Source organism: Ralstonia sp. 22111 (assembly GCF_052045895.1).
GTDB classification, from domain to species: domain Bacteria; phylum Pseudomonadota; class Gammaproteobacteria; order Burkholderiales; family Burkholderiaceae; genus Ralstonia; species Ralstonia wenshanensis.
This window is the reverse complement of the sequence record NZ_JBQEPR010000012.1, coordinates 1-23,825: the sequence shown is the minus strand read 5'-3', so window position 1 is coordinate 23,825 and position 23,825 is coordinate 1. Positions and strand designations below refer to the sequence as shown.

Annotated in this window: 19 protein-coding genes and 1 pseudogene; 14 read left to right on the top strand and 6 right to left on the bottom strand. The window is 59.8% G+C overall.

All coding sequences use genetic code 11. The features are described from left to right. Nucleotides 1-439 precede the first annotated feature (439 nt). Together ACTJK4_RS23000 and ACTJK4_RS22995 are read right to left on the bottom strand one after the other, a co-directional pair. A complete protein-coding gene (locus ACTJK4_RS23000; RefSeq protein WP_440819100.1) occupies nucleotides 440-862 on the bottom strand; it encodes a hypothetical protein in 423 nt (140 codons plus the stop codon). 120 nt (nucleotides 863-982) lie between these two features. After that, a pseudogene (locus tag ACTJK4_RS22995) lies at nucleotides 983-1,453 on the bottom strand (TniQ family protein); the annotation flags it as partial. A 271-nt stretch (nucleotides 1,454-1,724) separates the two neighbouring features. On the opposite strand from ACTJK4_RS22995, the gene ACTJK4_RS22990 reads away from it, so the two are divergent. After that, a complete protein-coding gene (locus ACTJK4_RS22990) occupies nucleotides 1,725-2,597 on the top strand; it encodes an HAD domain-containing protein (RefSeq protein ID WP_440819071.1) in 873 nt (290 codons plus the stop codon). Nucleotides 2,598-3,171: 574 nt separating this feature from the next. Next, complete coding sequence (locus tag ACTJK4_RS22985; protein ID WP_440819069.1) at nucleotides 3,172-5,256, top strand: ATP-binding protein; 2,085 nt, start codon at nucleotides 3,172-3,174, stop codon at nucleotides 5,254-5,256. 319 nt (nucleotides 5,257-5,575) lie between these two features. On the opposite strand, the gene ACTJK4_RS22980 is transcribed toward ACTJK4_RS22985, so the two are convergent. Next, on the bottom strand, nucleotides 5,576-5,812 hold the full coding sequence (locus tag ACTJK4_RS22980) for a type II toxin-antitoxin system Phd/YefM family antitoxin (protein ID WP_433868189.1): 237 nt from the start codon (nucleotides 5,810-5,812) through the stop codon (nucleotides 5,576-5,578). A gap of 399 nt (nucleotides 5,813-6,211) precedes the next feature. Further along, nucleotides 6,212-7,126 carry a LysR family transcriptional regulator gene (locus ACTJK4_RS22975; protein WP_433868190.1) on the bottom strand — a complete coding sequence of 305 codons (915 nt, stop codon included), beginning with the start codon at nucleotides 7,124-7,126 and terminating at the stop codon, nucleotides 6,212-6,214. A 204-nt stretch (nucleotides 7,127-7,330) separates the two neighbouring features. On the opposite strand from ACTJK4_RS22975, the gene ACTJK4_RS22970 reads away from it, so the two are divergent. The 3 genes from ACTJK4_RS22970 (at nucleotide 7,331) to ACTJK4_RS22960 (ending at nucleotide 11,185) form a co-directional block, all read left to right on the top strand. Beyond that, nucleotides 7,331-8,287 (top strand): dihydrodipicolinate synthase family protein, encoded by a 957-nt coding sequence (locus ACTJK4_RS22970; protein WP_232039264.1) that lies wholly within the window; start codon nucleotides 7,331-7,333, stop codon nucleotides 8,285-8,287. A gap of 195 nt (nucleotides 8,288-8,482) precedes the next feature. Then, complete coding sequence (locus ACTJK4_RS22965) at nucleotides 8,483-9,925, top strand: MFS transporter (RefSeq protein WP_394372425.1); 1,443 nt, start codon at nucleotides 8,483-8,485, stop codon at nucleotides 9,923-9,925. A 156-nt stretch (nucleotides 9,926-10,081) separates the two neighbouring features. Then, entirely contained in the window at nucleotides 10,082-11,185 is a 1,104-nt protein-coding gene (locus ACTJK4_RS22960) for a porin (protein WP_414562511.1), read from the top strand. 590 nt (nucleotides 11,186-11,775) lie between these two features. Here ACTJK4_RS22960 and ACTJK4_RS22955 read toward each other — a convergent pair. Both ACTJK4_RS22955 and ACTJK4_RS22950 read right to left on the bottom strand, forming a co-directional pair. Then, nucleotides 11,776-12,459 (bottom strand): YitT family protein, encoded by a 684-nt coding sequence (locus ACTJK4_RS22955; RefSeq protein WP_433868191.1) that lies wholly within the window; start codon nucleotides 12,457-12,459, stop codon nucleotides 11,776-11,778. A gap of 244 nt (nucleotides 12,460-12,703) precedes the next feature. Beyond that, nucleotides 12,704-13,588 (bottom strand): LysR family transcriptional regulator, encoded by an 885-nt coding sequence (locus tag ACTJK4_RS22950; RefSeq protein ID WP_232040248.1) that lies wholly within the window; start codon nucleotides 13,586-13,588, stop codon nucleotides 12,704-12,706. Between the two features lie 99 nt (nucleotides 13,589-13,687). Between ACTJK4_RS22950 and ACTJK4_RS22945 the strand changes: the two genes are divergently transcribed. The 9 genes from ACTJK4_RS22945 to ACTJK4_RS22905 all read left to right on the top strand — a co-directional run bounded on the left by ACTJK4_RS22945 (nucleotide 13,688) and on the right by ACTJK4_RS22905 (nucleotide 23,824). Continuing rightward, nucleotides 13,688-15,280, top strand: a complete 1,593-nt coding sequence (locus tag ACTJK4_RS22945) for an NADH-quinone oxidoreductase subunit L (protein ID WP_433868192.1) — start codon at nucleotides 13,688-13,690, stop codon at nucleotides 15,278-15,280. Between the two features lie 132 nt (nucleotides 15,281-15,412). Continuing rightward, the gene (locus tag ACTJK4_RS22940; RefSeq protein WP_232040247.1) at nucleotides 15,413-17,863 is read left to right on the top strand and encodes a DUF2309 domain-containing protein; all 2,451 of its coding nucleotides are present in this window, start codon (nucleotides 15,413-15,415) and stop codon (nucleotides 17,861-17,863) included. Nucleotides 17,864-18,161: 298 nt separating this feature from the next. Continuing rightward, nucleotides 18,162-19,127 carry a MerR family transcriptional regulator gene (locus ACTJK4_RS22935; RefSeq protein WP_232039260.1) on the top strand — a complete coding sequence of 322 codons (966 nt, stop codon included), beginning with the start codon at nucleotides 18,162-18,164 and terminating at the stop codon, nucleotides 19,125-19,127. Nucleotides 19,128-19,240: 113 nt separating this feature from the next. Continuing rightward, complete coding sequence (locus ACTJK4_RS22930) at nucleotides 19,241-19,993, top strand: SDR family NAD(P)-dependent oxidoreductase (RefSeq protein WP_433868193.1); 753 nt, start codon at nucleotides 19,241-19,243, stop codon at nucleotides 19,991-19,993. Further along, entirely contained in the window at nucleotides 19,990-20,445 is a 456-nt protein-coding gene (locus ACTJK4_RS22925) for a DUF3429 domain-containing protein (protein WP_343619481.1), read from the top strand. The genes ACTJK4_RS22930 and ACTJK4_RS22925 overlap by 4 nt, the downstream gene beginning before the upstream one ends. Before the next feature lie 86 nt (nucleotides 20,446-20,531). Continuing rightward, nucleotides 20,532-20,942 carry a succinate dehydrogenase, cytochrome b556 subunit gene (sdhC, locus tag ACTJK4_RS22920; protein ID WP_232039257.1) on the top strand — a complete coding sequence of 137 codons (411 nt, stop codon included), beginning with the start codon at nucleotides 20,532-20,534 and terminating at the stop codon, nucleotides 20,940-20,942. A gap of 10 nt (nucleotides 20,943-20,952) precedes the next feature. Continuing rightward, nucleotides 20,953-21,318 (top strand): succinate dehydrogenase, hydrophobic membrane anchor protein, encoded by a 366-nt coding sequence (sdhD, locus tag ACTJK4_RS22915; protein ID WP_316882015.1) that lies wholly within the window; start codon nucleotides 20,953-20,955, stop codon nucleotides 21,316-21,318. A gap of 3 nt (nucleotides 21,319-21,321) precedes the next feature. Then, a complete protein-coding gene (gene sdhA, locus ACTJK4_RS22910; RefSeq protein ID WP_316882014.1) occupies nucleotides 21,322-23,100 on the top strand; it encodes a succinate dehydrogenase flavoprotein subunit in 1,779 nt (592 codons plus the stop codon). Nucleotides 23,101-23,122: 22 nt separating this feature from the next. Then, nucleotides 23,123-23,824, top strand: a complete 702-nt coding sequence (locus tag ACTJK4_RS22905; protein WP_009241007.1) for a succinate dehydrogenase iron-sulfur subunit — start codon at nucleotides 23,123-23,125, stop codon at nucleotides 23,822-23,824. Nucleotide 23,825 lies beyond the last annotated feature (1 nt).

The window sequence follows — 23,825 nt, the reverse complement described above, 5'->3', positions numbered from 1 at the left end:
GTGACGTCGCCTGACCGCGCAACTAGCCCAACCAACCAGGAGTTATCATGCGCAAAAGCCCGCATAATCCCGTCAGGGCAATCCATCTTGGACGCCGGAGGATGGTGGAGTTCGAGGCGGCGGTCAGGATAGTTGGTGCACGCGTTCGAGCGGGAGATGTCAACGTCGCCGGCACACCAGTTTCCGTCTTTAAGACGCACTACGCCACCATATTGAAACGCATCAACGCGGGGGCGATCGAGGTGGTGACGCAACGGGGTCAGCCGTTCGTGATTCTCGGCCTGGATCAAGTCATTGCACTTGTAAAAAAACAGAGCACGACTCGGAGGGTGCGAGAAGTATTTGCTGAGTTTCCAACCGTTCCGGCATCAGCTACTCCGCCGAGGTACACGTCCATTAATACGAAGAGCTCGTATCGAGTGCGATAGCCGGCCCCGCTTTAAAAGTAGATGTGAACCGCTCGCGACACACGACGTTCCGCACTTCGGGCCTGGGTGTTTTCCTGCGCCTGATAAGCGTTCAGGAATGCCGCCCAGCTACCGTACATACGTGACACGGTAATCAAGAGGTGCAGGACAGATAAGCGAAACTCAGCACCGAACACGCGCCTTGCCATCCAGACAATGCTCCGTTCACCAAGACCACGCCTAATCAAGTTCAGCAAGGAAGACGATGCCACAGATTCCGGCATCAGAAGTTGTGCGCATTTGAAGAAATCAACCCTTCCGGCGTCGTCAGCGGCGCCGAGTTTAATGGCTTGCGCCGTCAACACGGCGCACACACGAAACCGATCAAGAGAGAGCTGCGGCGCGCACTGAATATAGTCGGCGGAGTTCTCGGCAACGCTGGTCATCAATTGCAAGACTTCCGAACCACTTCCGATCATCGATGAAGGTAGACGCAGAGAGCGCGCGTCTGGGAGACATAGCGGCGCCCACTCGCCTCCAGGTTGCCTACGGATACACTCGGACAATAGCGCTTGATGCTTTGTGCAGATCCAAACGCTTGGCAGCTGATGTAGCCGATGCCAGTACGCAACGCCAAAGGCCGCTTGATCATCGCCCATGCACGCCGAGCAGGCTTTCAGTGGATGGTGTGAACAGAACTGCCCGGTAAGCTGCCCAATCGGATATCTCGAGGATAGGGGTTTCCCGGACGTGAGACTTGACCACACATCGGCACGAACCTTGGCACTGGCCAACGGCAAGTAGTACGGCAGCACGGTGTGTTGCAGCAGAATCTCTTCGGCAGAGCCATATCTGCCGCCAGTCGCGATGACAAAGGGCCCTGGCACGGCCGGGATGTTCGCTTCCGGGCCCAATTGTTCGATCCCAAACGCTTCGCGGCATGTTTTAGCAGTGCTCGCATTTCCGGATAAGCAATGCTGCCGCGACACCAAACTGAATAGCGTCTCGTCGGGTAACCAATTGCTTACCGCCGGACCAACAGACATCTTGCTCTATGGGCGGCTTGATCGAGCACCTACGCAACCAATTCAGCCTCGTCGGTACACACCCTAGCCGCCGCAAACACACAAACTCGCACGTGAGCAACATCACCACGTTAGAACGCGCCAATGCTGACGATTCACTTTCTAATCAGGATAGGCACAACCGGTCCGGAAGAAAATCCCGCCACACCATGGGCTACTGTTTTCTTTCCCTCGCGTCGAGTCTCGCACTAGCATGGACTCATATTCACGCCAGTGACAGAGCCGAACTGCCATGGCACACGAGCTTCCAAAATTGGCACGCAATCCGCTAACGCGAGACCTGCAAGCGTTAGGAGAAGCCGTACGTAGTCGACGTAGAGACTGTGTGTTGCGTATCGACGATACGGCGCATGCTTGCGGTGTTTCCGCAGACACGCTTTCGCGGCTTGAGAATGGAAAACCCGTGCTGACCGGCGGCCTCTTGAAGGTTCTCGAGGGCCTCGGCTTAGCTATGATGATCCTGCCGCGCGCGGAGGCAGACGCTGCGCTTCGAGCCCTCGGGCACACCGTGATATGGCACCCCTATTCGACGACAGCAGATGAAGCGCAAAAGAACACCTCGCGGCCCGCACAGGAGCTTCGCTCCACCACGCCGACGCTTTTCGTCGACTTCGACGGCACGCTTCACGTGGGTCACGCGCTGCTCGATACGACTACCGGCGAAGTCACTCTGGATACGGGTAGACCTCTGCTCGAATTTGCGCCGCTGCTTGTCGAAATGCTCAAGCCATACCCCGAGGTGGAAATTGTCCTCACCACCTCGTGGTTAGAGACTCTGACTTTGGATCAGATAATTTCGTATTTGCCTGAGGAACTGGCCCGACGGGTTGTCGGTACAACGTACGGCATCAAACCACGCCTCGGCTATGTCTTGGACGGTTCGGAAAGGACGTACGTCATCACCAGCTATGCCTATGGCAAGAGTCTGAAGAATTGGCTGGCAATTGACGATTCGGTACGTGGTGCTCACCAGTTTGGTCGCGAGCCCGGGGAGTTGGTAGACCATTTTCTGCTGCTGGATCCGGCACGCGGCATCAATGATGCGGATGCTCAGCGTCGCATCCGGGATTGGCTAGCCAGCATCCACCGTAACGGTCGCGTGTAGCCGGCTTGAGCAGGGGGGGAACTGTGACGGAATTTTCGCGCGGCCGCAGAAGATTTACTGCTTGCGCCCCGCGATGGATGTACCACCCGGACGAAGAGAAGCCTAGTCTCGTTAATCTGAAGGCTGCGACATCAGCGCCGCCAGCGAGGCCAGCCTCGCTCACAGGAGACACGCTGCATTAGAACGGACAATACAGACGGCCATCCAGCCAGTCGACCCAGTCCCAAGCATAGACACAGTCGCCCCCCCCGTCGCTGAAGACAGGCACTAGCTCACATCGAATGTGTTCTTACAAAGCCCTTCGCCAAGGTAAAGGAACTGTATCAATCCTGACGCTGTATGGTCGACCACGATCTTCTGTGACTGGCACGGCCCGATCGAGATATAGACGGTCTTCTTCCCTCATTGCGGATTCCGTGGAGATTTCTTCCAGTCTAGTCGGTACATGGCCACTCGCGATGGAAAAGCATCAGGTTCAAATGGCTTATCAACACGACTCAGCCCACTCCCGTACATCCCGCCCCCTTGTTCCACACAGCCCCCGAAATGCTTGCTGTGGCAAGTGGCATAATCAATGGCCATCGCTGCCGCCTATCAGGCGATGTTGTGGATGCAACCTGCAGCCATGAACGTATTCGAACCGAGGGGATCTATGGACAGCGATGTAGAGGGTCTTATCCGGGCGATCGGCCTGCCTGCGAAACGCGCGATGATTCCCCTGTTTGAGGCTATCTCCAATAGCATGCATGCTATCGAGGAGAGATTCCGCGACGATCCTCGCAAAGGGCTGATCAATATTGAGATTTGCAAACGTCACGATCTACTGGATGATGGCGACCCCGATGAAACGGCGTGGCCGGTTGAAGGCTTGATCATTGCCGACAATGGGTCCGGCTTCCATGGCGGCAATCTCGCCTCCTTCGAGAAGGTGTACAGCAGTAGGAAGATTGCGATAGGTGGCAAGGGCTTTGGGCGCTTTACCTACCTCAAGGTCTTCAGCAATGCGCAAGTCGAAAGCGTATATGCTGGTGACGAAGGCCGCGCAGCGCGAATCTGCTTCTCATTCGATGCCGCACAGGAAGTACAAATCCAGTCGCACGGCCCGTACGACGGCGAACATCAGACAGTCGTTCATCTGCGAGGCGCCCGCGAAAGCTACGTGAAGCACTTGCCGTCGGACCCTTACTCCGTTGGCGAACAGATCATCGAGCATTTCTTGCCACTCTTTGCACTGGGAAGAATGCCGAACATCTGGATCAAAGCCGGTGGCAAGACTGTAGTCTTGGCGGCCGTATATAACGCCAGCATCGGGTCTCGCACAACGCGAGACACGCTCAATTTTTCAGGGCATTCGTTCGAACTGGCCTACGTACGGAACTACCGCGCCAACGCGGTTCCTAGGATCATTCTCTGTGGCAATGGCCGGGCAGTCATTAACGAAGAGTTGGGCAAGACTGTCCCCGATATGCCAGAGCGCCTGCTCGACGAAGACGCTAAATCGTATGGACTGCGCGTACTAGTCAGCGGCGACTATCTAGACAAGCATCTGGATCAGACCCGCACGAACGTAATTTTCCAAAGTGAAGAGGGAGATCTCGAGGATGAGCAATTGATAAACAAAGGCGATTTACTCGAGAAGATTGGGGCAATGGTTCGAGATCGCTTCCGTGCAGAGGTTGACGAGACCGTCGCGAAACGCGAGGCGCAGCTTCATGATCTGGTCCGCGAGATGCCGGAGTATCGGATCTTGACCCACGCGAAATACCGCGATCGTGTGCTACGGCGCGTGCGATTCAGCGGTGCACGAAATACCATCGACGCAGAGCTCTGGCGGGAACTGCGTGACATCGAATCTGAGCATCGCGCCGAGGGAGCCAAGATCCGACAACTTCTGGATGATGGTTTGGAGGAGGACTACCGAAAGCGTATCGAGGAATACACAGAAACAGAGAATGAGCTAGGCAAGTCACAGCTTGCAAAATACATCGTGCATCGACGAGTCATCCTCGACTTGTTCGAGCGATCTTTGCAAAAACTGGCTGATGACAAGAACTACGCATTGGAACAGGATCTGCACAATCTAGTATTCCCCATGGGCAAGACGTCAGTCGACATCTTCCGCGATCAGCAGAACTTGTGGGTTATCGACGAAGGTCTGAGCTTCCATTCGATCTTGGCGTCTGACAAGAAGATGAAGTCCATTCCGGGCTTGAAGAACACTTCCAACAAGGAGCCCGATATCATCGGATGCTTTTACGATCGTGCCATCACCGTTGGCCCGGATTCGGAAGACGCCACAGGGGCAGCGGTCGTGATCGAGTTCAAGCGTCCAAAGCGAGATGACTACTCTAACTCGGACCCCTTACGGCAGATCACGGACCGTTTTTATGAACTCCAAGAAGGTACCGTAACGTCTGTGACCGGCCGCCAAATCAACGGGAGGAACCTCCGGTTCGTCGGTTACTTCATTGCTGACCTAACGCCATCCCTCCGACGATGTCTGCGCAACATCGCCCATGAGACGTTCGATGGTGAAGGATACTATTTCCAGCCACCCAATATGCCGGCCTATATCGAGGTCATCTCCTACGATCGACTGCTCCGCAATGCACAGCGACGCAATCGCATTCTTTTCGAAAAGCTGGGACTAAGCAGTTAGATTAGGCCTGCAGCAAGGTGCTTCTTGATCAAGCTGAGTGACGATGATCACACTCCCATTGCCGGAGTTCGTCCGATGTTAAACGTGGTCGGACCATAAGGTTGTCGGAGCTGGGGTACCGCACGTATTGCCGGACCGCTGACAACGGCTACGATTCCTTCGCCACCTGGTTCGGCTGATCGTGCGCGCAACGCTCGTTTCCCACTGCGTTGCTATTCAGGAGACGCTGACACTCAGAGAGCAATGCAAGGAGTTGCGGTTCGAGGTCGATAGGGAATGACACGGCCGCTGTGAATCCTTGGGACGAGCAGCAGACACATTAGCGCCCATCGAACGAGGCAAGCACATCATCCGCCAGCGGGGCATCAAAGTCTTCAGCAATTCGCACTTGGCCCTTCAATGCGCCGAACTTGCGCTCCACGCTTGAACGTGTAATCGGCACCAAGCGGGCTACAGGCCTCCCCGCCTTTGTGATGACAATCTCTTCTCCAGCGGACGCTGCTTCAACAAGGCGGGAGAAGTGGGCCTTGGCGTCGTGAATATTGAACGTCTGCATATTCTCTCCAACATGGAGTAAATCCATGTTGCTCCGGTGATTGCGGACGGTCAAGCGTGCTACTCGAAATGCACGCGCCTCAGTGGATTATTCCAAGAAGGCATCTACGCAATCGTGCTGGCCAGCGAAACCTTGTGCCGCCTTGCCCCGACAGACTTTTGCTAAATTTCGCAGGGGCCGCGAAGCCAAATCGAGGGGGCCCGACAGACTTTCTGCCATTTTTTAGGCACAGAAACTCTTTATAAATCAAAGAGTTAGAAACACCCCTCCCGACAGACTTTATTTTTACGGATCAATGGCTGATCTGAAAAAATAAAGCCTGTCGGATGTAAATTAAGTCCGTCGAGGTCGCTTGTGGTTCGCACAGGCGCAGGCGCGCCAAGGCGGCTCTCCTTTTCCTTACTGGCCATGCTCGGAGACCGCTGTTCCCGTTTGTGCGATCTCCTTGGTGAGTTGCATCACCGTGCGGCTTGCAAGCGTCAGATCGCCATGACGCGACATCGCCAGCGCGATGTATCGATAGACCGTCGGGTCCACAACCTTGGCGGCTTGCAGCCGGCCTTCGCGCACGGCGTTGGCGATGGCATAGGGCCCTAGCAGCGCGTACATGCCGCCATCCTCGACGATGCGCGTCTGCAGGCTGAGGGAATCGGCTTCCACCACGACGTTCAGAGAGATGCCGCGTTGGGTCGCGAGGTGGTTGAGCCAATCGCGCCAACTGCTGGGCCGGCAGAACGAAACCAGCGGTAGACCGTTCACCGCCGCAAACGGCACGGTGGGCTCGGCCAGAAGCGGATCGCCGGGTCTGCCAACCAGGTATGTCGCGGCTTCGGTCAGATAGATGTCGCCGTGCTTGGGTGTCGGGCTGTGCCGGAACAACAGGGCAAGATCAACGCTGCCGTCTTCCAGCCATGTTTCCAACTGCGCGCCTTGACCTTCTCGCACGCTGAGTTGCACGAGCGGATAGCGCTCGCGCAAGCGGTAATACAGCGTGCTGACCAGAGGATGCGCCGTAGAGGGAATGATGCCCAGGCGTACGGTCCCGATCGGTTTGCCGGCTGAGCTTTGAATGTCATTGGCCAACTGCTCCGTGCCCGCCAGCCATGCCCGCACCTTCGGTGCGATGCGCTGACCCAGTTCCGTCAGCACGACGCCCCGGCCCGTCCGCTGAAACAACCGGCCGCCGGCTGCCTGCTCCAGCTCTGCAATCTGACGGCTGATATGGGGCTGCGTCGTGCCGTGCGCCAATGCCACCTTGCTGAGGCTGCCAAGCTCGGCGGCCTCGATGAACAGTTTCCAGCCCGCGTAATCCACGGTGTCCCCACGTTCTTGATATGTCAATTCAGTATATCTGAAATGTCGGAATTCATCCTTCCGGCATGTCCTGTGTCTCCCTAGACTGCATCGCAAGCACGTTGACCACCCAGGCGTTCCAAGGCTTCGCCGGCGACGAGCGCTCCCCGGGCACAGGCATGACGCCCCCGGGAAGACCTATCGATCCACTCGTGAGGAGACTCCATGAAAGACATTGATCTGCGCGGCCTCGTACCCGCCCCCGTCACCCCGTTCACCCGCGATGGTGCCGTCGACCACGCGGCCATCCAGCGGCTAGGCAAGTGGCTCGGCAGCTTTGACGGCGTGAAGGGCCTGGTCGTGCTCGGACACGCCGGCGAAGGCACCTTCCTTTCACAGGATGAACAAACCGCCGTGATCGAGAGTTTCGTGAAGTCGGTCGACGGCAAGCTTCCCGTCATCGCCGGCATCACGCTCGAAGGTACGCAGGTGGCCGCGGCCGAGGCCAAGCGCGCCGTCAAGGCCGGAGCCTCGGCTGGTCTGGTCTATCCGTCGCACGGCTGGCTGCGCTTCGGTTACCAAAAAGGTGCACCGCAGGACCGCTATCGCGCCATCTATGAGGAAAGTGGTCTACCGCTGATCCTCTTCCAGTATCCGGACGTGACCAAGGCAACGTACAACCTCGAAACGCAGCTTGAGATTGCCGCGCAACCGGGCGTGTTCGCCATGAAGAACGGCGTACGCAACATGCGCCGCTGGGATACGGAAATTCCTGTTATCCGCCGTGAGAACCCCGATCTTCAGATCCTGACCTGCCACGATGAATACCTGCTGCACACCATGTTCGATGTAGACGGCGCACTGGTGGGATACGGCAACATCGCGCCCGAACTGCTGATCGAACTGATCGCAGCCGGCAAGGCCAAGGACTACCCTCGCGCGCGCGCCCTGCACGACAAGCTGTTGCCGATCACGAAGAACGTCTATCACCGTGGCTCGCACATGGAGGGCACCGTCGCGCTCAAGCACGCGCTCGTCGCACGGGGCATCCTTGAGCACGCCACTGTGCGCCCTCCGCTGCTGCCGCTGGAACCCGGCGCGGAGATCGACATTGCCAACGCGATGCGCTCGGCCGGGCTGACTGGCCCGGGTGCCGGTGTGGTGCAGCCTCTTGCCGCATAAGGCAAGCAGGCTGCCGGCAACGCCTTAAGGGCGTGCGCACACCATAAGCGGTACCTGTCCGGGCGTGATACAAGCGCTATCAAAGCGCCACGCCCGGCACCACAGCCGACCGACGGCTGCCACCAGAACAACAAGATCATCGATGCAGGACGCAACCCGCAGCCTCGCATCAGAACAATGACATCTGGAGACAACATGACCATCACCACGCCCGCCCTGGCACACCACGGCGTGCAGGAGAGCGCGCGCGCAGCGTCGGCCGATTCCGGCTTGCGCGCCGCACAGCTTCTCTTTCGTATCGAGAACGTCCCTTTCAGTCGCTGGCACACGAAGGCCCGCATCATCATGGGCAGCGCCACGCTGTTCGACGCCTTTGACGCGCTATCGCTGGCCTTCGTCATGCCGGTGCTTGTGGGACTGTGGCGTCTCTCACCGGGCGAGATCGGCGTGTTGATCGCGGCCGGATATCTTGGCCAGGTGATCGGCGCGCTGCTGTTCGGCTGGCTGGCTGAGCGTCTGGGCCGAGTGCGAAGCGCCACCATCACGGTCGGGTTGATGTCGGTCATGAGTGTGGTGTGCGCGTTTGCCGGTAACTTTCAGATGCTGTTTCTGTGCCGGTTCCTGCAGGGCATCGGCGTTGGGGGTGAAGTGCCGGTGGCAGCGACTTACATCAACGAGCTGTCGCAAGCGCACGGGCGCGGACGCTTCTTCATCCTGTACGAACTGATCTTTCCGCTGGGGCTGCTGGCGGCGGCCCAGGTTGGCGCGTTCCTTGTGCCGCGCTTTGGCTGGGAATACATGTTTCTGGTCGGGGGCATCCCGGGCATTCTCGTGGCGCTGCTGATCATGCGCTTGCCGGAGTCGCCGCGCTGGCTGATCGGCAAGGGCCGCTTTGACGAAGCAGAACACGTGATCCGGGACATTGAAGCCAGCACGCCCCGCCGCAACCTCGACCCGCAACGCGACAGCACCGAAATCGATACGCGAGTCGCCACGCTGCTCGAGGGCATTCGCACACGTCGCAAGGGCTCATGGAAGGAACTGTTCTCGCCTCTATATCGGGGGCGGACCCTTGTCGTGTGGCTGCTGTGGGCCAGTTCCTACTTTGTTGCCAACGGCATCAATAATTGGCTTCCGAGCCTGTACAAGACCGTGTACCACCTGCCGCTGCAGGAATCTCTGCATATGGCGTCAGTCTCAAACGTCCTGAGCACCTGTGCAGTGCTGGTGTGCGCCCTCCTGGTGGATCGCGTCGGCCGTCGGCGCTGGGCCATGGCGTGCTTCCTGATCAGTGGTACCTTGCTGGCAGCGTTGGCGGCGATCGGTGCCGGCAGTGCGCTGTCCGTGATGATCCTGGCGTCTTCTGCCTACGCTGTGATGGGCACGACCACCGTACTGCTGTATCTCTACACGCCTGAAATCTATCCAACCCGCATGCGTGCCATCGGCACCGGGCTGGCGACGTCATGGTTGCGTGCCGCATCGGCTGCTGCGCCGGCCATCGTCGGAGTGGTTCTCGCCGGCTATGGCATCGCGTCGGTGTTTGTCATGTTTGCGCTGGTCAACGTTATCGGCCTGCTGGCGGCCATGCGCATGATCGAGACCACCAACCGGGCGCTCGAAGACATCTCGCCCTAGGTATCGAGGCGCCGCCGTGCGCCATCCCCCCTACCTTCCTGTATTGCCCCAAGAGGGTCGCCATGTGCGACCGCCTCTTGGCGGAGCGCACCCAAAAAACCATACAAAACCCCGTCGCGGTGCCACGCACGGGTACAACACAGAGGAGACCTCACCATGAAAACCACGTCCTGGCTGATCGGCATGAGCATCGGTGCAGCCACCCCGATGATGGCCGCCGCACAGTCCGTCACGCTCTACGGCCTGGTGGATACCGGCGTTGAATACGTCAATAACGTTGGGGCTGCGAAAAGCGGGCTGGTGCGCATGCCGAACCTCACAGGCACCGTGCCGTCGCGGTGGGGGGTGCGCGGCAAAGAAGACCTGGGCGGCGGTCTGCATGCCGTCTTCACGCTTGAATCGGGCTTCGCGCCGGACTCCGGCATCTCGAATCAGGGCGGACGGCTATTCGGCCGGCAAGCAAACGTGGGGCTCCGCGGGCCGTGGGGCGAGGTGACGTTTGGCCGACAGAACACTATGTTGTTCTGGGCGATTCTCGACTCGGACATCCTTGGACCCAACGTCTATGGCGGTAACGCATTGGACAGCTACCGCCCGAATGCGCGTGTCGACAATGCCATCGCTTACAAGGGCAAGTTCGGCGGCCTCACCGTGGGCGCCACGTATAGCTTCGGCCGGGATACGGTCAATGCCGGTGCCAACCCAGCCGGCACCAACTGTGCCGGCGAACTGGCATCGGACAGCCGCGCGTGCCGCGAGTGGTCCGCCTTGGTGATGTACGAAACCGGCACCTGGGGCATCTCAACCGCGTACGACTCGCTGCGAGGTGGCCCCGGCGCAGCGGCTGGCCTCACCAGTAGCAAACTGAAGGACGATCGTCTGCTCCTCGGGGCTTACGCGTTATTCGACAAAACAAAGGTGGGCATCGGCGCTTCGTTCCGCAACAACGAAGGTGGCGCGCCGTCACACAGCCAGTTGTACTACGCAGGTGCGTCCTACGACATCACACCCGCCTTCAACCTTGCAGGGCAGGTCTACTATCTGCACTTCAACAACAGTGCCAACAAAGCGTGGCTAGGTGCCATCAGGGGTACCTACGCTTTCTCAAAGCGGACGTCGGTGTATCTCACCGGCGGGTACATCGATAACGGTGGGCAGTCGAATCTTTCAGTGAGCGCCGGCGGCAGTGGAGGGACGAGCAACCCCGCGCCCGGCGGCAATCAGCTCGGGGTGATGGCCGGCATGAAGCATTCGTTTTAGCAGCCGCTGTTTAGTCGCCATCACGCTATCCACAATCCGCAGGGGCGACAGGCCTTCACCGGTCTGCTGTGAGTGCCGCCCTACAAATAGAGGGCCCCTGCGCGCTTTGGTTTACCGTTCTTCTACTGGGTGCCCGTTGCTCCGGGTGTCGATCACCTTGCCGCTGCCTGGATCGTCTTCGAGAACGGTCAACGCACGAAAGCTTCAACTACCATCAAAGTCGGCGTTGGCTCGGTACGGTCCCCGCTAGCCTCGCGCCAGCACGCTAAAGCCGGTCTTGCCCCAATGAAGAGAAACGGACCGGGTCGCGGGTGCTGAGTCGATTCGCTACGATCCACCCTATCGCGGCCGATACCGACACACTGCGTCCTCATGCTGAGTCCGCGCAGCATGCACGTAAGGAACCCGCTGCCATGCTGGGCTTTCCGGCCCATCACCAGCGCGTACGGTAGGTTTTTCATCCCCAAACGCTTCGGCATCTCGGTGAAGCTGACGGCTCAGTCAACACTGCGCTGCTGCATCGCCGTCTACATGCGGTGCGTGCGAATGACGTAGGCCGGCTATGCCCGCCGCAACGCGCCGCAGCCTTGTTAAGCCATTGAGGACCCCGGCGAGCCGTTGCTACCGACATGTCCAGCGGCAGTGCTGGCAGTCTGCATGGCCAGGTAGCGACCAGGCCGATGGTTCAGGGCAATGCTGAGGTTGAGCGCCACCGCCCCCAACAGCGAGGCCGCCAGTGCCATCGGGCTGACCACGACCAGCGAGGCCAACACGATGCCCACATCCACCGCCATCTGCAGCTTGCCAGCGCGAATGCCGTACTTGTCCTGCAGATACAGGGCGACGATGTTGACACCGCCCAGGCTGGCCTGGTGCCGAAACAGGACGATAAAGCCCACGCCCATCAACGTGCCGCCAATGACACCCGCATACAGCGGATTGAGCGACCCCAGCTGTACGAAATGCGCGTGCACCTCGCTCAGCCACGACACCAGCGCCACTGCACAGAACGTCTTGAGCGTGAAGCGCCATCCCATGTGCCGCACCGCCAGGTAATAGAACGGCAGATTGATGGTGAAGAACACCACGCCAAAGGGCAGCGATGTGGCGTAGTGGATCAGAAAGGCCACGCCGGCCGTGCCGCCAGACAGCAGACCGCCCTGCTTGAAGAGCGTGATGCCGAGCGACACGAAGAGCGTACCGGTGACGATGGCGAGCACGTCCTCAAGCAGGCTATGCCGGGTGACGCTGGGGACATTGTCGGGAGCATTCATGGGGGGCTCCTTACGGATACCGTGGACATGGCGCCGACTATGCCGCCGGTGCGTCCGTCGGTTCTTTGATCCAAGCCAACCGTGCTTGAATCAGCCTACCCCTGAGATGCAGGCGTTGTGTGCTCGCCGCAGCCGTCCGGCAGCAGCCGGCAATGGCCTGGATCGCCGCACGGCTCGACAAGCTCTCCATCCATGTGCGGGAACCTCATACGACTACGGTTTGGAGGCTATGTCCGGCGTCTGCCTAGACCGGCTGAGACAGCAATCGCTCTAGCGCTTCAAGCCTGTGTCTGCGTATTGTGGTGATGGCGTAGAAGCGTTCCTGCAATTGCGTCGACTGCCCTACAGTCACCAGGATTCCCGTTCGCAACTCATCTTGAACGACAACTTCGGGCAACACGGCCAACCAGCCGCTGTCACGAGCGATCAGACGCAGCATAGCCATGTCGTCTATCTCGGCCCGCAATCGGGGGACCACACCCATTGACGCGCACAGGGCGTCGAACTGAGTTCTAAGCGCGTGGCGCGGCCCAGGTAACGCAATCTCAAGCCCATCAAGATCTTCTGGGATGTGCAGGGTTCGGCCTTTCCAGACTGATGCTGGCCCTACCAAGGAAATGGATTGGCTACCAAGATACTGACAGTGGAGAGGGCGATCCGGATTGGTGGGCACGCTTTCATTGGCGAGCACCACGTCAAGTTGATGTTCAACTAGCCGCCCGAGCAAGTCTTCGAGAACCCCGGATTCGAGCGTGAGTAGCACTTCGGGGTCAGCCAAGAGCGGCTTGATCCAGTTCTCCTGATAGTTTCTCGAGAGGGTCGCCACGCTTCCAACGCGAAGTCGCGTCATTCCCTCGCTTCGGCCAACCAATCTTCCGAGCATCTCCTGGCCGAGTCCGAAAATGTCTTCGGCGTAAGACAGCACGACCTGGCCGGTCTCGGTCAGCACAAGGCTGCGTCCTTCCCGGCTGAATAGAGCGTCGCCAAGTCTTTCTTCCAACTGGCGGATCTGAGCGGAAAGCGCCGACTGGGAGGTGTGCAGCTCACGGGCGGCGCGCGTGAGGTGTCCCAACTTGGCCACGCGCCAAAAGTAGAACAAGTGATGGAAGTTCAGTTGCTCCAGCCTGATCATTCTGTTTTATATATCAAATCGTTCTGATCATTGAATTTTACAGAATGATTTCCAAAGGAGAAGATGCGGGCACATGAATTTTCGCCAGCGCTTCCCATGGATATCGTTCACGTTCTTACGGCTGTTTCGACACTCCTGCCGGCAGGTTTGATGGGGGTGGCCGCCCTCCTTCCCCGGTCCGTCCGCGCAAGTACGCCGACACTTTGGCACGGCTTTATCGCACTGTCGGCAATCGCCTTATGTGCTGCCATATTCTCTTTGGCCTGGGCGACGTGGAGTTCCGGCGAGCCTTTTGGCACCTCCGTCCTCTCGCCTTGGCTGCACCTGTCTCTGATTGGCGGTTGGATGGCCGTGCTTGTCCAACTGCTGGGCACCTGCATCGGCGCGTTCTCTGCGCGGTACCTGCAAGGCGAGCCAGGGCAACGCAGCTATCTCGGCGCGCTTGCCGGGGTGTTGGCATCTGTGCACGTGCTCCTGCTTGCAGACCATTGGGTGGTGTTGATCGCGGCCTGGGCGACGATCGGCGTCGCGTTGCAGCGTTTGCTGTGCTTTTATCCCGACCGACCATTCGCAATGCTTGCCGCGCACAAAAAGCGCTTGGCAGACCGGTTGGCAGATGTCTTTCTGGTTACGGCAGCCGCGTTTGCCTGGCACGAGGTAGGCAGCGGTTCGCTGTCGCAGTTATGGCTTCACATTGCGCGCGAAGGGGTATCCGCCAGCCTTCAGGTCAGCGCGGTCTGCGTCGCCGTCAGTGTGATCTTGAGAACAGCTTTGCTGCCCGTGCACGGATGGCTCATCCAGGTCATGGAGGCTCCGACGCCGGTATCGGCCTTGCTGCATGCGGGTGTGGTGAACCTGGGCGGCTATGTGCTGATCCGATTTGCCCCTCTGCTCAGCCAGAGCGCCCCGGCTCGCTGGCTGCTGATTACGGTCGGGCTCGCCACGGCAGTCATGGGGGGTTTGATCATGCTCACCCGCATCAGCATTAAGGTCCGGCTGGCCTGGTCCACGGTGGCGCAGATGGGGTTCATGGTGATGGAGTGTGGATTGGGCCTGTACACACTGGCGGCGCTTCACCTTCTCGGCCATTCGCTTTACAAGGCGCACGCGTTTCTCTCCGCGTCCTCGGTGGTCGATCGGCTTCGCGTGGAACAGCTCCTTGGCCATGAAAAGCGGTCTCGCTTGAGCTTGTACGCAGCCCCCGTCATCGCAATCGGCATCGCCGTCCTTCTTCATGCGCTGGTAAATCAGGTTCCCTGGCCTTGGTGGTGGAGCGGCATTCTCGCGCTTGCTTGGGCACCACTGCTCTGGCTGCCATCCGTCGAGGAAGGCTCGACCACTGCAATGCTGCTGGCCCGACTTGCCGCAAGCCTGATCAGTATTGCGGGTCTCATGGGCGCAGCAATCGTCCTGCACCTCTTGCCAACCGGCATAGCGGACCACGCCGACACAGGTGGCGGCATTGCAGCGTTGCTCGGTATGGCTGCCATGCATTGCGTCCTGGTGGCGTTGCAGACATCTCCCCATGCTTTGGCTTCTGTGCGCCGTGCCTGTTATGCGGGCCTTTACTTGGATGAGTTCTATACCCGCTTGGCTTTGCGCTCGTGGCCGACCAACTGGACGCCGAGTCGCTCCGATGTCTTCCCCCTCGCAGTAGCCCGGGCCGCCAAGGCGAATGCACACCAGTAAATGCTGCTCAAAGAGGTTCACATGAACAACGGTATTGCCTCCTCCACCAATCCCAGCCCGACGTCGGAACATAACGCAGCGTGCGTCAATCTTGAGGCGGAAAAGTACACGGACGCTGCGCGGCTGGCGCAGATGGAAGCCGCCTGCAATCAAGCATGCGCAGCGATCGCACCGGCATGGCCTTTAGATCGGGCAATTGCAGTCAATCCTCATTGGGGCCGGGTGAGCAGGCCTGTTCGCCAAGTGGCAGCTCGGATGGCAGTGCTTGGCGGCATCCAGGTGTTTCCGAGTCGTCCAAGCCTGCGCCAGGCATGGCAATCCGGCCGCATTACCAAAGACGACGTCGAATATGCGCTTGCTGCCTTGCCCGTCGCCAAAGTCTCCGGTCTGACGGTTTCCCAATGCCTGAATGCCATCAACACCGATTGGTCAGCGCCACGTTTGCCGTTGCTGATCGACATACTTGACACCGATCCATTGCGCCATACAAGGCTTTCCTGGCGCGAGGCAATCACGCACCAGGTCAGCCAAAGCTGCGCCGCCTATTTCGACGAGAATCAGTCGGACTGGGCGATCCAGAAAAACGATGGGCTGTATGCCTTCTGGCGCGACACGTTACGGCACGATCGCGGCATTGGCTTGCTGATGGGCATTCCGAATCTTGATCAGCATCTGGCGGAGTTGCCGCCCACGTTCCGGGACGCGGAACACTGGGCGCTGGAGCAACTGGATCTGTCCAGCGATGTCTGGCCAGACTATCTGGAAGCCGTATTGCTCACGGTGAATGGCTGGGCATCTTGGTGCGCCTACCTTGGGTGGCAAGCTCGTCAGGACGGGAAGGAAGACCCCAACCTGCGTGAGTTGCTTGCCATTCGGCTTGCCTGGGGCGCCGTTCTGCAGAAGTGCCACGACGACTACAGCACCAAGACCGCCATCTCCACCCTTCGCAACGCCTGGCGCCGCGCATCTTCAACGCTTGCAGAGGCCGAGGAGGCTTTGCTGATCGACGAGGTTTGGCAGTACGCCCTGGAAGCCGGTTACCAGCGCCAACTGGCGCAGCGTGTAGGGGCGTCCTGCGTGGCGCCTGAGCCCTCCGATATTGAAGTACAAGCAGCGTTTTGCATTGACGTCCGCAGCGAACCCTTGCGCCGTTCCTTGGAGGCGGTCTGGCCGGCCATCCAGACGGTGGGCTTTGCGGGATTCTTCGGCATACCCGTTGCCTATACGCCGCTCGGAACAGGGGCACGGCGCCCGCAACTACCCGGCTTACTGTCGCCCTCAATGGAGGTAACAGACAGTGTCCACCTCAATACAGGCCAAGACGGACCCTCTGCTGACGGTACGGTCACACGCGCACGGCGCACCCGTCTCGGGGTTGCCGCACAGTTGAATCAATCCAGTCGCTGGCCCAGTGGTGCATTCTCGTTTGTCGAGGTTGCAGGTGTTGGCTACGCCGGCGCGCTGTGGCGGTGGGTCCGTCCGTCGACGCAGCGGCGCGTGCGTGCAGACTTGGCAGGATTGCCCTCCCGGTACAAGAAGGTGTGCAGGCCTACACTGCTATCGCAGTCTCCACGTGAAAAAGCTGACCTGGCGGCGCGCGTGCTCCGCGCCATGGGGCTCGCTCACAATCTGGCCCCGCTAGTGGTGCTGGTCGGTCATGGCAGCCAGTCGAACAACAACGCGCATTCGGCATCGTTGGATTGCGGCGCATGCTGTGGCCAAAGCGGTGAGGTCAATGCCCGCACCTTGGCCCTGCTCCTCAATGACCCGAAGGTGCGCGCCGAGCTAATCAACTTGGGCGTCGACGTTCCCGCACGGGTGCAATTTGTGGCGGCGCTGCATAACACGACAACCGACGAGATCGAAGGCTTCGACCTTGATCTGTTGCCCGAATCCGCGCTTGAGCGCTGGGCACGCTTTGAAGACGCAATGAAACACGCTTGCGATCAGGTCAGACGCGAGCGTGCGCCCAAGCTGGGTATCGATGCACGTTTGCCGCATGATCAACTCTTGACCAAGCTCCTGCGGCGCGCCAACGACGGCGCACAGACGCGACCGGAATGGGGGCTGGCCGGCAATGCAGCATTCGTGATCGCTCCGCGTTATCGGACCCAGGGTGCGGTGCTCGACGGACGCGTGTTCTTACATGATTACGACCACCGCACCGATCCCGACGGTAGCCTGCTCGATCAATTGCTGACGGCACCCATGCTCGTGACCCACTGGATCAACTGGCAATACCACGCGTCAACATGTGATCCAAAACATCTGGGGAGCGGCAACAAACTCCTGCATAACGTCGTCGGCAGCTCAATCGGGGTATTTGAAGGCAATGGAGGCGATTTGCGAATCGGCCTATCCCGGCAGTCGCTTCATGACGGAGAGCGTTGGGTCCATGAGCCGCTTCGGCTGACCGTCCTGGTGGATGCGCCACAGGAGGCCATTGACCGGGTGATTGAAAACCAGATCGTCGTCCGGCAACTTGTCAGAAACGGTTGGCTTCACCTCTGGCGGTTCGGACACAACGAGCTTCAGCGCTACACCGATGGCGAGTGGCTGCCGACCGGGCTGAGTGCGGCGTGACACCACAAAGCCAGACTGCCAAAGGGACTTCCTTCTGGTTGCTCTGGCCAAGGTCGTCTCTACACAGTGCAGCCACATCGCATGAGCGCCTGAATCAGTATCCTGATTCATGAAAGAGGAAGCGCAATCGCAATCAGCAGGTTGAATGTTCGAGTAGTTCTTCTCAGAGCTCGACGACGGGAGCATGGATATTTGATGCATTTCCGACTCATCAACGGGCATTGTGGTTTGCCGTAGAGAAATGCGCTGTTCTCCGTTGTAACGGGGCATTACCCTACAAGGGTGATGAGGAGGACTCGTGAAAAGGCTCTACAAGTCATTAGCCCCCAGGCATTACCGAAGCGGCGAAGCAGCAAAACTGGCTCGGATGCCGGCATCCACGCTGCGCATTTGGGAGCGCAGATACGCTGTAGTCTCGCCGCCGAAGAGCGCCTCGGGCCAACGCCTCTATACAGAGGACGACATAGAACGCCTGCGCCTGATCAGAGACCTTGTTGACCGTGGGCACCCCATCAGCGCCGTGGCGAGCTTGAATGCGGAATCTCTGAAGGCGCTGGTGGAATCGACTGGCTTTGTTCAGACGGCCAATGTTGAGCCCATTTCGCTTCTGATCGTAGGCCCTGTGTCATTTGACATCGCTCATTGCGCTTGCGCCCACATGCGTGTCTGCGGACGCCCTAGATCGCTTGAAGACGCAATTCGAAGTGCACGCACGGGTACGAGGGCGGATGCACTGCTGGCCTTTGTCCCTTCGCTTCAGGAAGAAACGATCTCACGCATTGCGGCACTGGCCGAAGCGTTACACGCGAAAGCGGTGAGCGTGATCTGCTCTGAGGCGTCAGCGCACGCGACGGAGCGCGCGGGCCTGGGCGGTATACGCGTAATCCGACAAGCCGACGCTGAAGCCAAACCTGAACCGCTCGTCGCTGAGCTTGTCGATTGGGCTACGGCGCTCCGCCAGGCAGACGTCTTGAATGCCGACACTCGCAGGCGCTCGGCCCGCCGCTTCGACGACAAGGCACTCGCCTCTCTGGCCGGTCACGCCTCAGCGATTCAATGCGAATGCCCGCGGCATTTGGCTGAACTCGTGATCCAGCTCAGCGCGTTCCAACGCTACAGCGATGAGTGCATATACCGCTCGGCGCAAGACGCCCTGTTGCACCGCCGGCTCGGGAACGTCGCAAACCGGGCGGTACAACTGCTTGAGACCGCGCTTGCCGAAATCGTCCGTCAAGAAGACTTGCTCAACGGGGCTAAGCTCTAAACCACCCCTGGCGCGCCACGCGACGGTTGCCATGAGCAGCTTCAAGCGATATTTCCGAAGACCCCTGCCCCTGCGCCTTTGCTGTTCAGTTGGGCACACGTCAGGAAGTCATCATGGGATTTGTTTGGATTACTGGAGCTAGCGGCGCTGTAGGCGCTGCCCTCGCTCGACGATTGAACAGGGCAGACATTCCGCTTGTGCTGAGTGCACGAGACGGGAGCAAGCTCGAAGAGCTTGCTGGTTCGCTCAAGTCGGGCCCGACACTGATATGTCCAGCCGATGTTACGGATCGGAATAGCGCTCAGCTTGCAGTCGAGGCCGGTGTCGCTCAGTTTGGCGCGCCGGAAGGCCTCGCGCACTGCGTCGGTTCGATCATCATCAAGCCACTGCACCTGACTTCGGAGGACGAACTCAAGCAGGCATTCGACGCCAATTTTTTCTCGGCGTGGAATGTGTTGCGTCTGTTTGTACAGCAGGCTGTTCGCCACAGAGTGCACGCAAGCGCGGTCTTGATCGGCTCGGTTGCCGCCACTGCCGGCTTCCCGAACCATGAAGCAATTGCCAGCGCGAAAGCTGCCGTCGGAGCGCTTACACAGTCGGCGGCCGCAACGTATGCGGATCGCAATATCCGCGTCAATTGCATTCATCCGGGGCTGACCACGTCAGCAATGTCTTCTCGCCTGACAAGTGCTCCAGCAGTTGCGGAGCGACTCGCAAAGACGAACCCCATGGGCCGGCTCGGACAAGGAGAGGACACCGCGGCGCTTGCGGAATTCCTGCTCAGTCCTGCAGCCTCCTGGATCACCGGCCAGCAGATCGGCGTGGATGGAGGCCAAGGGCGATTACTCGTACCCCCCAAGTCATGAGTACGCAGCCGAAAGACTTGCGCGGCCTGGCTGTCCTGCTCGGCATCGGCGGTCTCATCCCATTTATCGCGTTGGCGTGGCTTTGCCTTCGGGACACCTCGGGGAGCAGCGAATACCAGCATTCGCTGGTGGTGTACGCGGCGTCCATTACATCCTTTGTAGGTGCGGTGCACTGGGGGCGCGTACTCAACGAGGCAAACACCACGCGCAGGCATGTCTTGCAGCTTGCCTGGAGCGTTGTGCCATCGCTCGCAGCGTGGGGCGCAACCATGAGTGGCGAGCCGCGTACTGCGCTCATCAGGATGGCGATGGTGCTGGCAGCCTGCTGGCTGACGGATGCCGTTTTTCTACGTTGGGGGGCACTACCAGCCTGGTATTTCCGGTTGCGCAGTCTATTGACCTTTGTAGCAGTGGCGTCGCTCATGCTTACCGGTCTTGCAAGCCCGGGGTGAGCATCGAAGATCGTTACCCTACAAAGACGAGCTTTGCGTCAAGTTCATCAACTTCATCTGTGTCTGGAGTCTGTTCGGAGGGCCACGTGGCAATCAATTCAGAAAATGGCACCGCCATCTACAGGAACATCGGTTTGGGCGATATCGCCCGTTACCGCTTGCCCTGGGCCGGTAAGGTGTCCATCTTGCACCGTGCCAGCGGTGCGCTGATGTTCCTTCTTCTTCCGTTCGTGCTGTACTTGTTCGAGCAAAGTCTCACGTCGGAAATCAGTTTCGCCAAGTTTTCGGCGCTTCTGTCCAACGGTTTTGCCAAGGTTGTCGTCCTTGCCCTCATCTGGGCATACCTGCACCACTTCTGCGCCGGCATCCGTTACCTGATCCTCGATCTGCATATCGGCATCGACAAGGCCTCGGCCTCCAAATCGGCTGTGAGCGTGCTGATCGTCAGCCTGCTGCTGACCGTCGTGTTCGGCGCCAAGCTGTTCGGCCTGTTCTGAGGAATCCGCAATGGCACAAAACAATATTGGTCCCAAGCGCCTCGTTGTCGGCGCGCACTACGGCCTGAAGGACTTCCTCGCGCAGCGCGTCACCGCCGTGATCATGGCGGTGTACACCATCGTGCTGCTGGCTGCGTTCCTGCTCTCGAAAGACACGTCTTACCAAAGCTGGGCGGGGCTGTTCGCCAACCAGTGGATGAAGATGCTGACGTTCCTGGCATTCGTGTCGCTCACGTATCACGCCTGGATCGGTGTGCGTGACATCTGGATGGACTACGTGAAGCCCGTGGCAGTGCGTTTGACGCTGCAAGTGTTGACGATTCTGTGGCTCGTCGGTTGCGCGGGCTACGCAGCTCAGATTCTCTGGAGGGTTTAAGACATGGTCGCAGTCAAGACTGGGCTGCCGCGCCGCAAATTCGACGTGGTGATCGTCGGTGCGGGCGGTTCGGGCATGCGTGCATCGCTGCAGCTGGCAGAAGCCGGCCTCTCCGTGGCCGTGCTGTCCAAGGTTTTCCCCACCCGCTCGCACACCGTGGCGGCGCAGGGTGGTATCGGTGCTTCGCTGGGCAACATGAGCGAAGACAACTGGCACTATCACTTCTACGACACCGTCAAGGGCTCCGACTGGCTCGGCGACCAGGACGCGATCGAGTTCATGTGCCGCCAGGCACCAAACGTGGTGTATGAGCTGGAACACTTCGGCATGCCGTTCGACCGCAACGCCGACGGCACCATCTACCAGCGCCCGTTCGGCGGCCACACGTCGAACTACGGCGAGAAGCCCGTGCAGCGTGCCTGCGCCGCGGCTGACCGTACCGGCCACGCGCTGCTGCACACGCTGTATCAGCGTAACGTACGGGCCAAGACCCACTTCTTCGTCGAATGGATGGCGCTGGACCTGATCCGCGACCAGGACGGCGACGTGCTGGGTGTGACGGCGCTGGAAATGGAAACCGGCGAGGTCTACATCCTCGAAGCGAAGACGACGCTGTTCGCCACGGGCGGTGCAGGCCGGATCTACGCAGCGTCCACCAATGCCTTCATCAACACCGGTGACGGCCTGGGCATGGCAGCGCGCGCAGGCGTCCCGCTGGAAGACATGGAATTCTGGCAGTTCCACCCGACCGGCGTGGCCGGTGCGGGCGTGCTGATCACGGAAGGCGTGCGTGGCGAAGGCGGCATCCTGCGTAACAAGGATGGCGAGCGCTTCATGGAGCGCTATGCCCCGACGCTGAAGGATCTGGCGCCGCGTGACTTCGTGTCGCGCTCGATGGACCAGGAAATCAAGGAAGGCCGTGGCTGCGGCCCGAACGGCGACTACGTGCTGCTCGACCTGACCCACGTCGGTGCCGAGACCATCATGAAGCGCCTGCCGTCGATCCGCGAGATCGGCCTGAAGTTCGCCAACGTCGATGCCATCAAGGAACCGATTCCGGTGGTGCCGACCATCCACTACCAGATGGGTGGCATTCCGACGAACTATCACGGCCAGGTCGTGGTGCCGAAGAACGGCAACCCGAACGAGGTCATCAACGGCTTCTACGCGATCGGCGAATGCTCGTGCGTGTCGGTGCACGGCGCCAACCGCCTGGGCACGAACTCGCTGCTCGACCTGGTGGTGTTCGGCCGTTCGGCGGGCAACCACATCATTGCGCAGAACCTGAAGAACCGCGAGCACAAGCCGTTGCCGGCCGATGCAGCGGACCGCGCACTGTCGCGTCTGGCCAAGCTCGATGCGTCCAGCTCGGGCGAGTACGCGCAGGACGTTGCCAACGACATCCGCCGCAACATGCAGTCGCACGCCGGCGTGTTCCGTACGCAGAAGCTGATGGATGAAGGCGTCGAGCGCATCCTGGAAGTGGCCGAGCGTGCTGGCAGCATCCACCTGAAGGACAAGTCCAAGGTGTTCAACACCGCGCGCGTTGAAGCGCTGGAAGTGGCCAACCTGGTGGAAGTGGCCAAGGCGACGATGGTGTCGGCCGCCGCCCGCAAGGAATCGCGCGGCGCACACGCACACAGCGACTTCCCGAATCGCGACGACGAAAACTGGATGAAGCACTCGCTGTGGTACAGCGAAGGCAACCGCCTCGACTACAAGCCCGTGCAGTTGAAGCCGCTGTCGGTGGAATCGGTGCCGCCCAAGGCGCGTACGTTCTAACGGATAAGAAGGGCCCACAAAAATGAAGCGTATTTTTGAAGTCTATCGCTACGATCCGGACAAGGACGCAGCGCCCCGCATGCAGACCTACGAGGTTGAGCTCGACGGTCACGAGCGCATGCTGCTCGACGCGCTGGTCAAGCTCAAGAAGCTGGACGAGTCGATCGCGTTCCGTCGCTCGTGCCGTGAAGGCGTGTGCGGCTCCGACGCCATGAACATCAACGGCAAGAATGGTCTGGCATGCCTGACCAACATGCGTGAGCTGCCCGAGAAGATCGTGCTGCGCCCGCTGCCGGGGCTGCCCGTGGTGCGCGACCTGATCGTGGACATGACGCAGTTCTTCAACCAGTACCACTCGATCAAGCCGTACCTGATCAACGACGAGCCGCCGCCCGAGAAGGAGCGCCTGCAGTCGCCGGAGGAGCGTGAAGAGCTCGACGGCCTGTACGAGTGCATTCTGTGCGCGAGCTGCTCGACGTCGTGCCCGTCGTTCTGGTGGAACCCGGACAAGTTCGTTGGCCCCGCCGGTCTGCTGCAGGCGTATCGTTTCATCGCCGACAGCCGCGATCAGGCGACCAGCGAGCGTCTGGACAACCTGGAAGATCCGTATCGCCTCTTCCGCTGCCACACCATCATGAACTGCGTCGATGTGTGCCCGAAGGGTCTGAACCCGACCAAGGCCATCGGCAAGATCAAGGAATTGATGGTGCGCCGCGCGGTGTAAG

Coding starts and splice junctions, on each gene's coding strand:
- ACTJK4_RS22990 (WP_440819071.1), top strand. CDS start 1,725: ATGGCACACGAGCTTCCAAAATTGGCACGCAATCCGCTAACGCGAGAC.
- ACTJK4_RS22985 (WP_440819069.1), top strand. CDS start 3,172: ATGGCCATCGCTGCCGCCTATCAGGCGATGTTGTGGATGCAACCTGCA.
- ACTJK4_RS22980 (WP_433868189.1), bottom strand. CDS start 5,812: ATGCAGACGTTCAATATTCACGACGCCAAGGCCCACTTCTCCCGCCTT.
- ACTJK4_RS22970 (WP_232039264.1), top strand. CDS start 7,331: ATGAAAGACATTGATCTGCGCGGCCTCGTACCCGCCCCCGTCACCCCG.
- ACTJK4_RS22965 (WP_394372425.1), top strand. CDS start 8,483: ATGACCATCACCACGCCCGCCCTGGCACACCACGGCGTGCAGGAGAGC.
- ACTJK4_RS22960 (WP_414562511.1), top strand. CDS start 10,082: ATGAAAACCACGTCCTGGCTGATCGGCATGAGCATCGGTGCAGCCACC.
- ACTJK4_RS22955 (WP_433868191.1), bottom strand. CDS start 12,459: ATGAATGCTCCCGACAATGTCCCCAGCGTCACCCGGCATAGCCTGCTT.
- ACTJK4_RS22945 (WP_433868192.1), top strand. CDS start 13,688: ATGGATATCGTTCACGTTCTTACGGCTGTTTCGACACTCCTGCCGGCA.
- ACTJK4_RS22940 (WP_232040247.1), top strand. CDS start 15,413: ATGGAAGCCGCCTGCAATCAAGCATGCGCAGCGATCGCACCGGCATGG.
- ACTJK4_RS22930 (WP_433868193.1), top strand. CDS start 19,241: ATGGGATTTGTTTGGATTACTGGAGCTAGCGGCGCTGTAGGCGCTGCC.
- ACTJK4_RS22925 (WP_343619481.1), top strand. CDS start 19,990: ATGAGTACGCAGCCGAAAGACTTGCGCGGCCTGGCTGTCCTGCTCGGC.
- sdhD (WP_316882015.1), top strand. CDS start 20,953: ATGGCACAAAACAATATTGGTCCCAAGCGCCTCGTTGTCGGCGCGCAC.
- sdhA (WP_316882014.1), top strand. CDS start 21,322: ATGGTCGCAGTCAAGACTGGGCTGCCGCGCCGCAAATTCGACGTGGTG.
- ACTJK4_RS22905 (WP_009241007.1), top strand. CDS start 23,123: ATGAAGCGTATTTTTGAAGTCTATCGCTACGATCCGGACAAGGACGCA.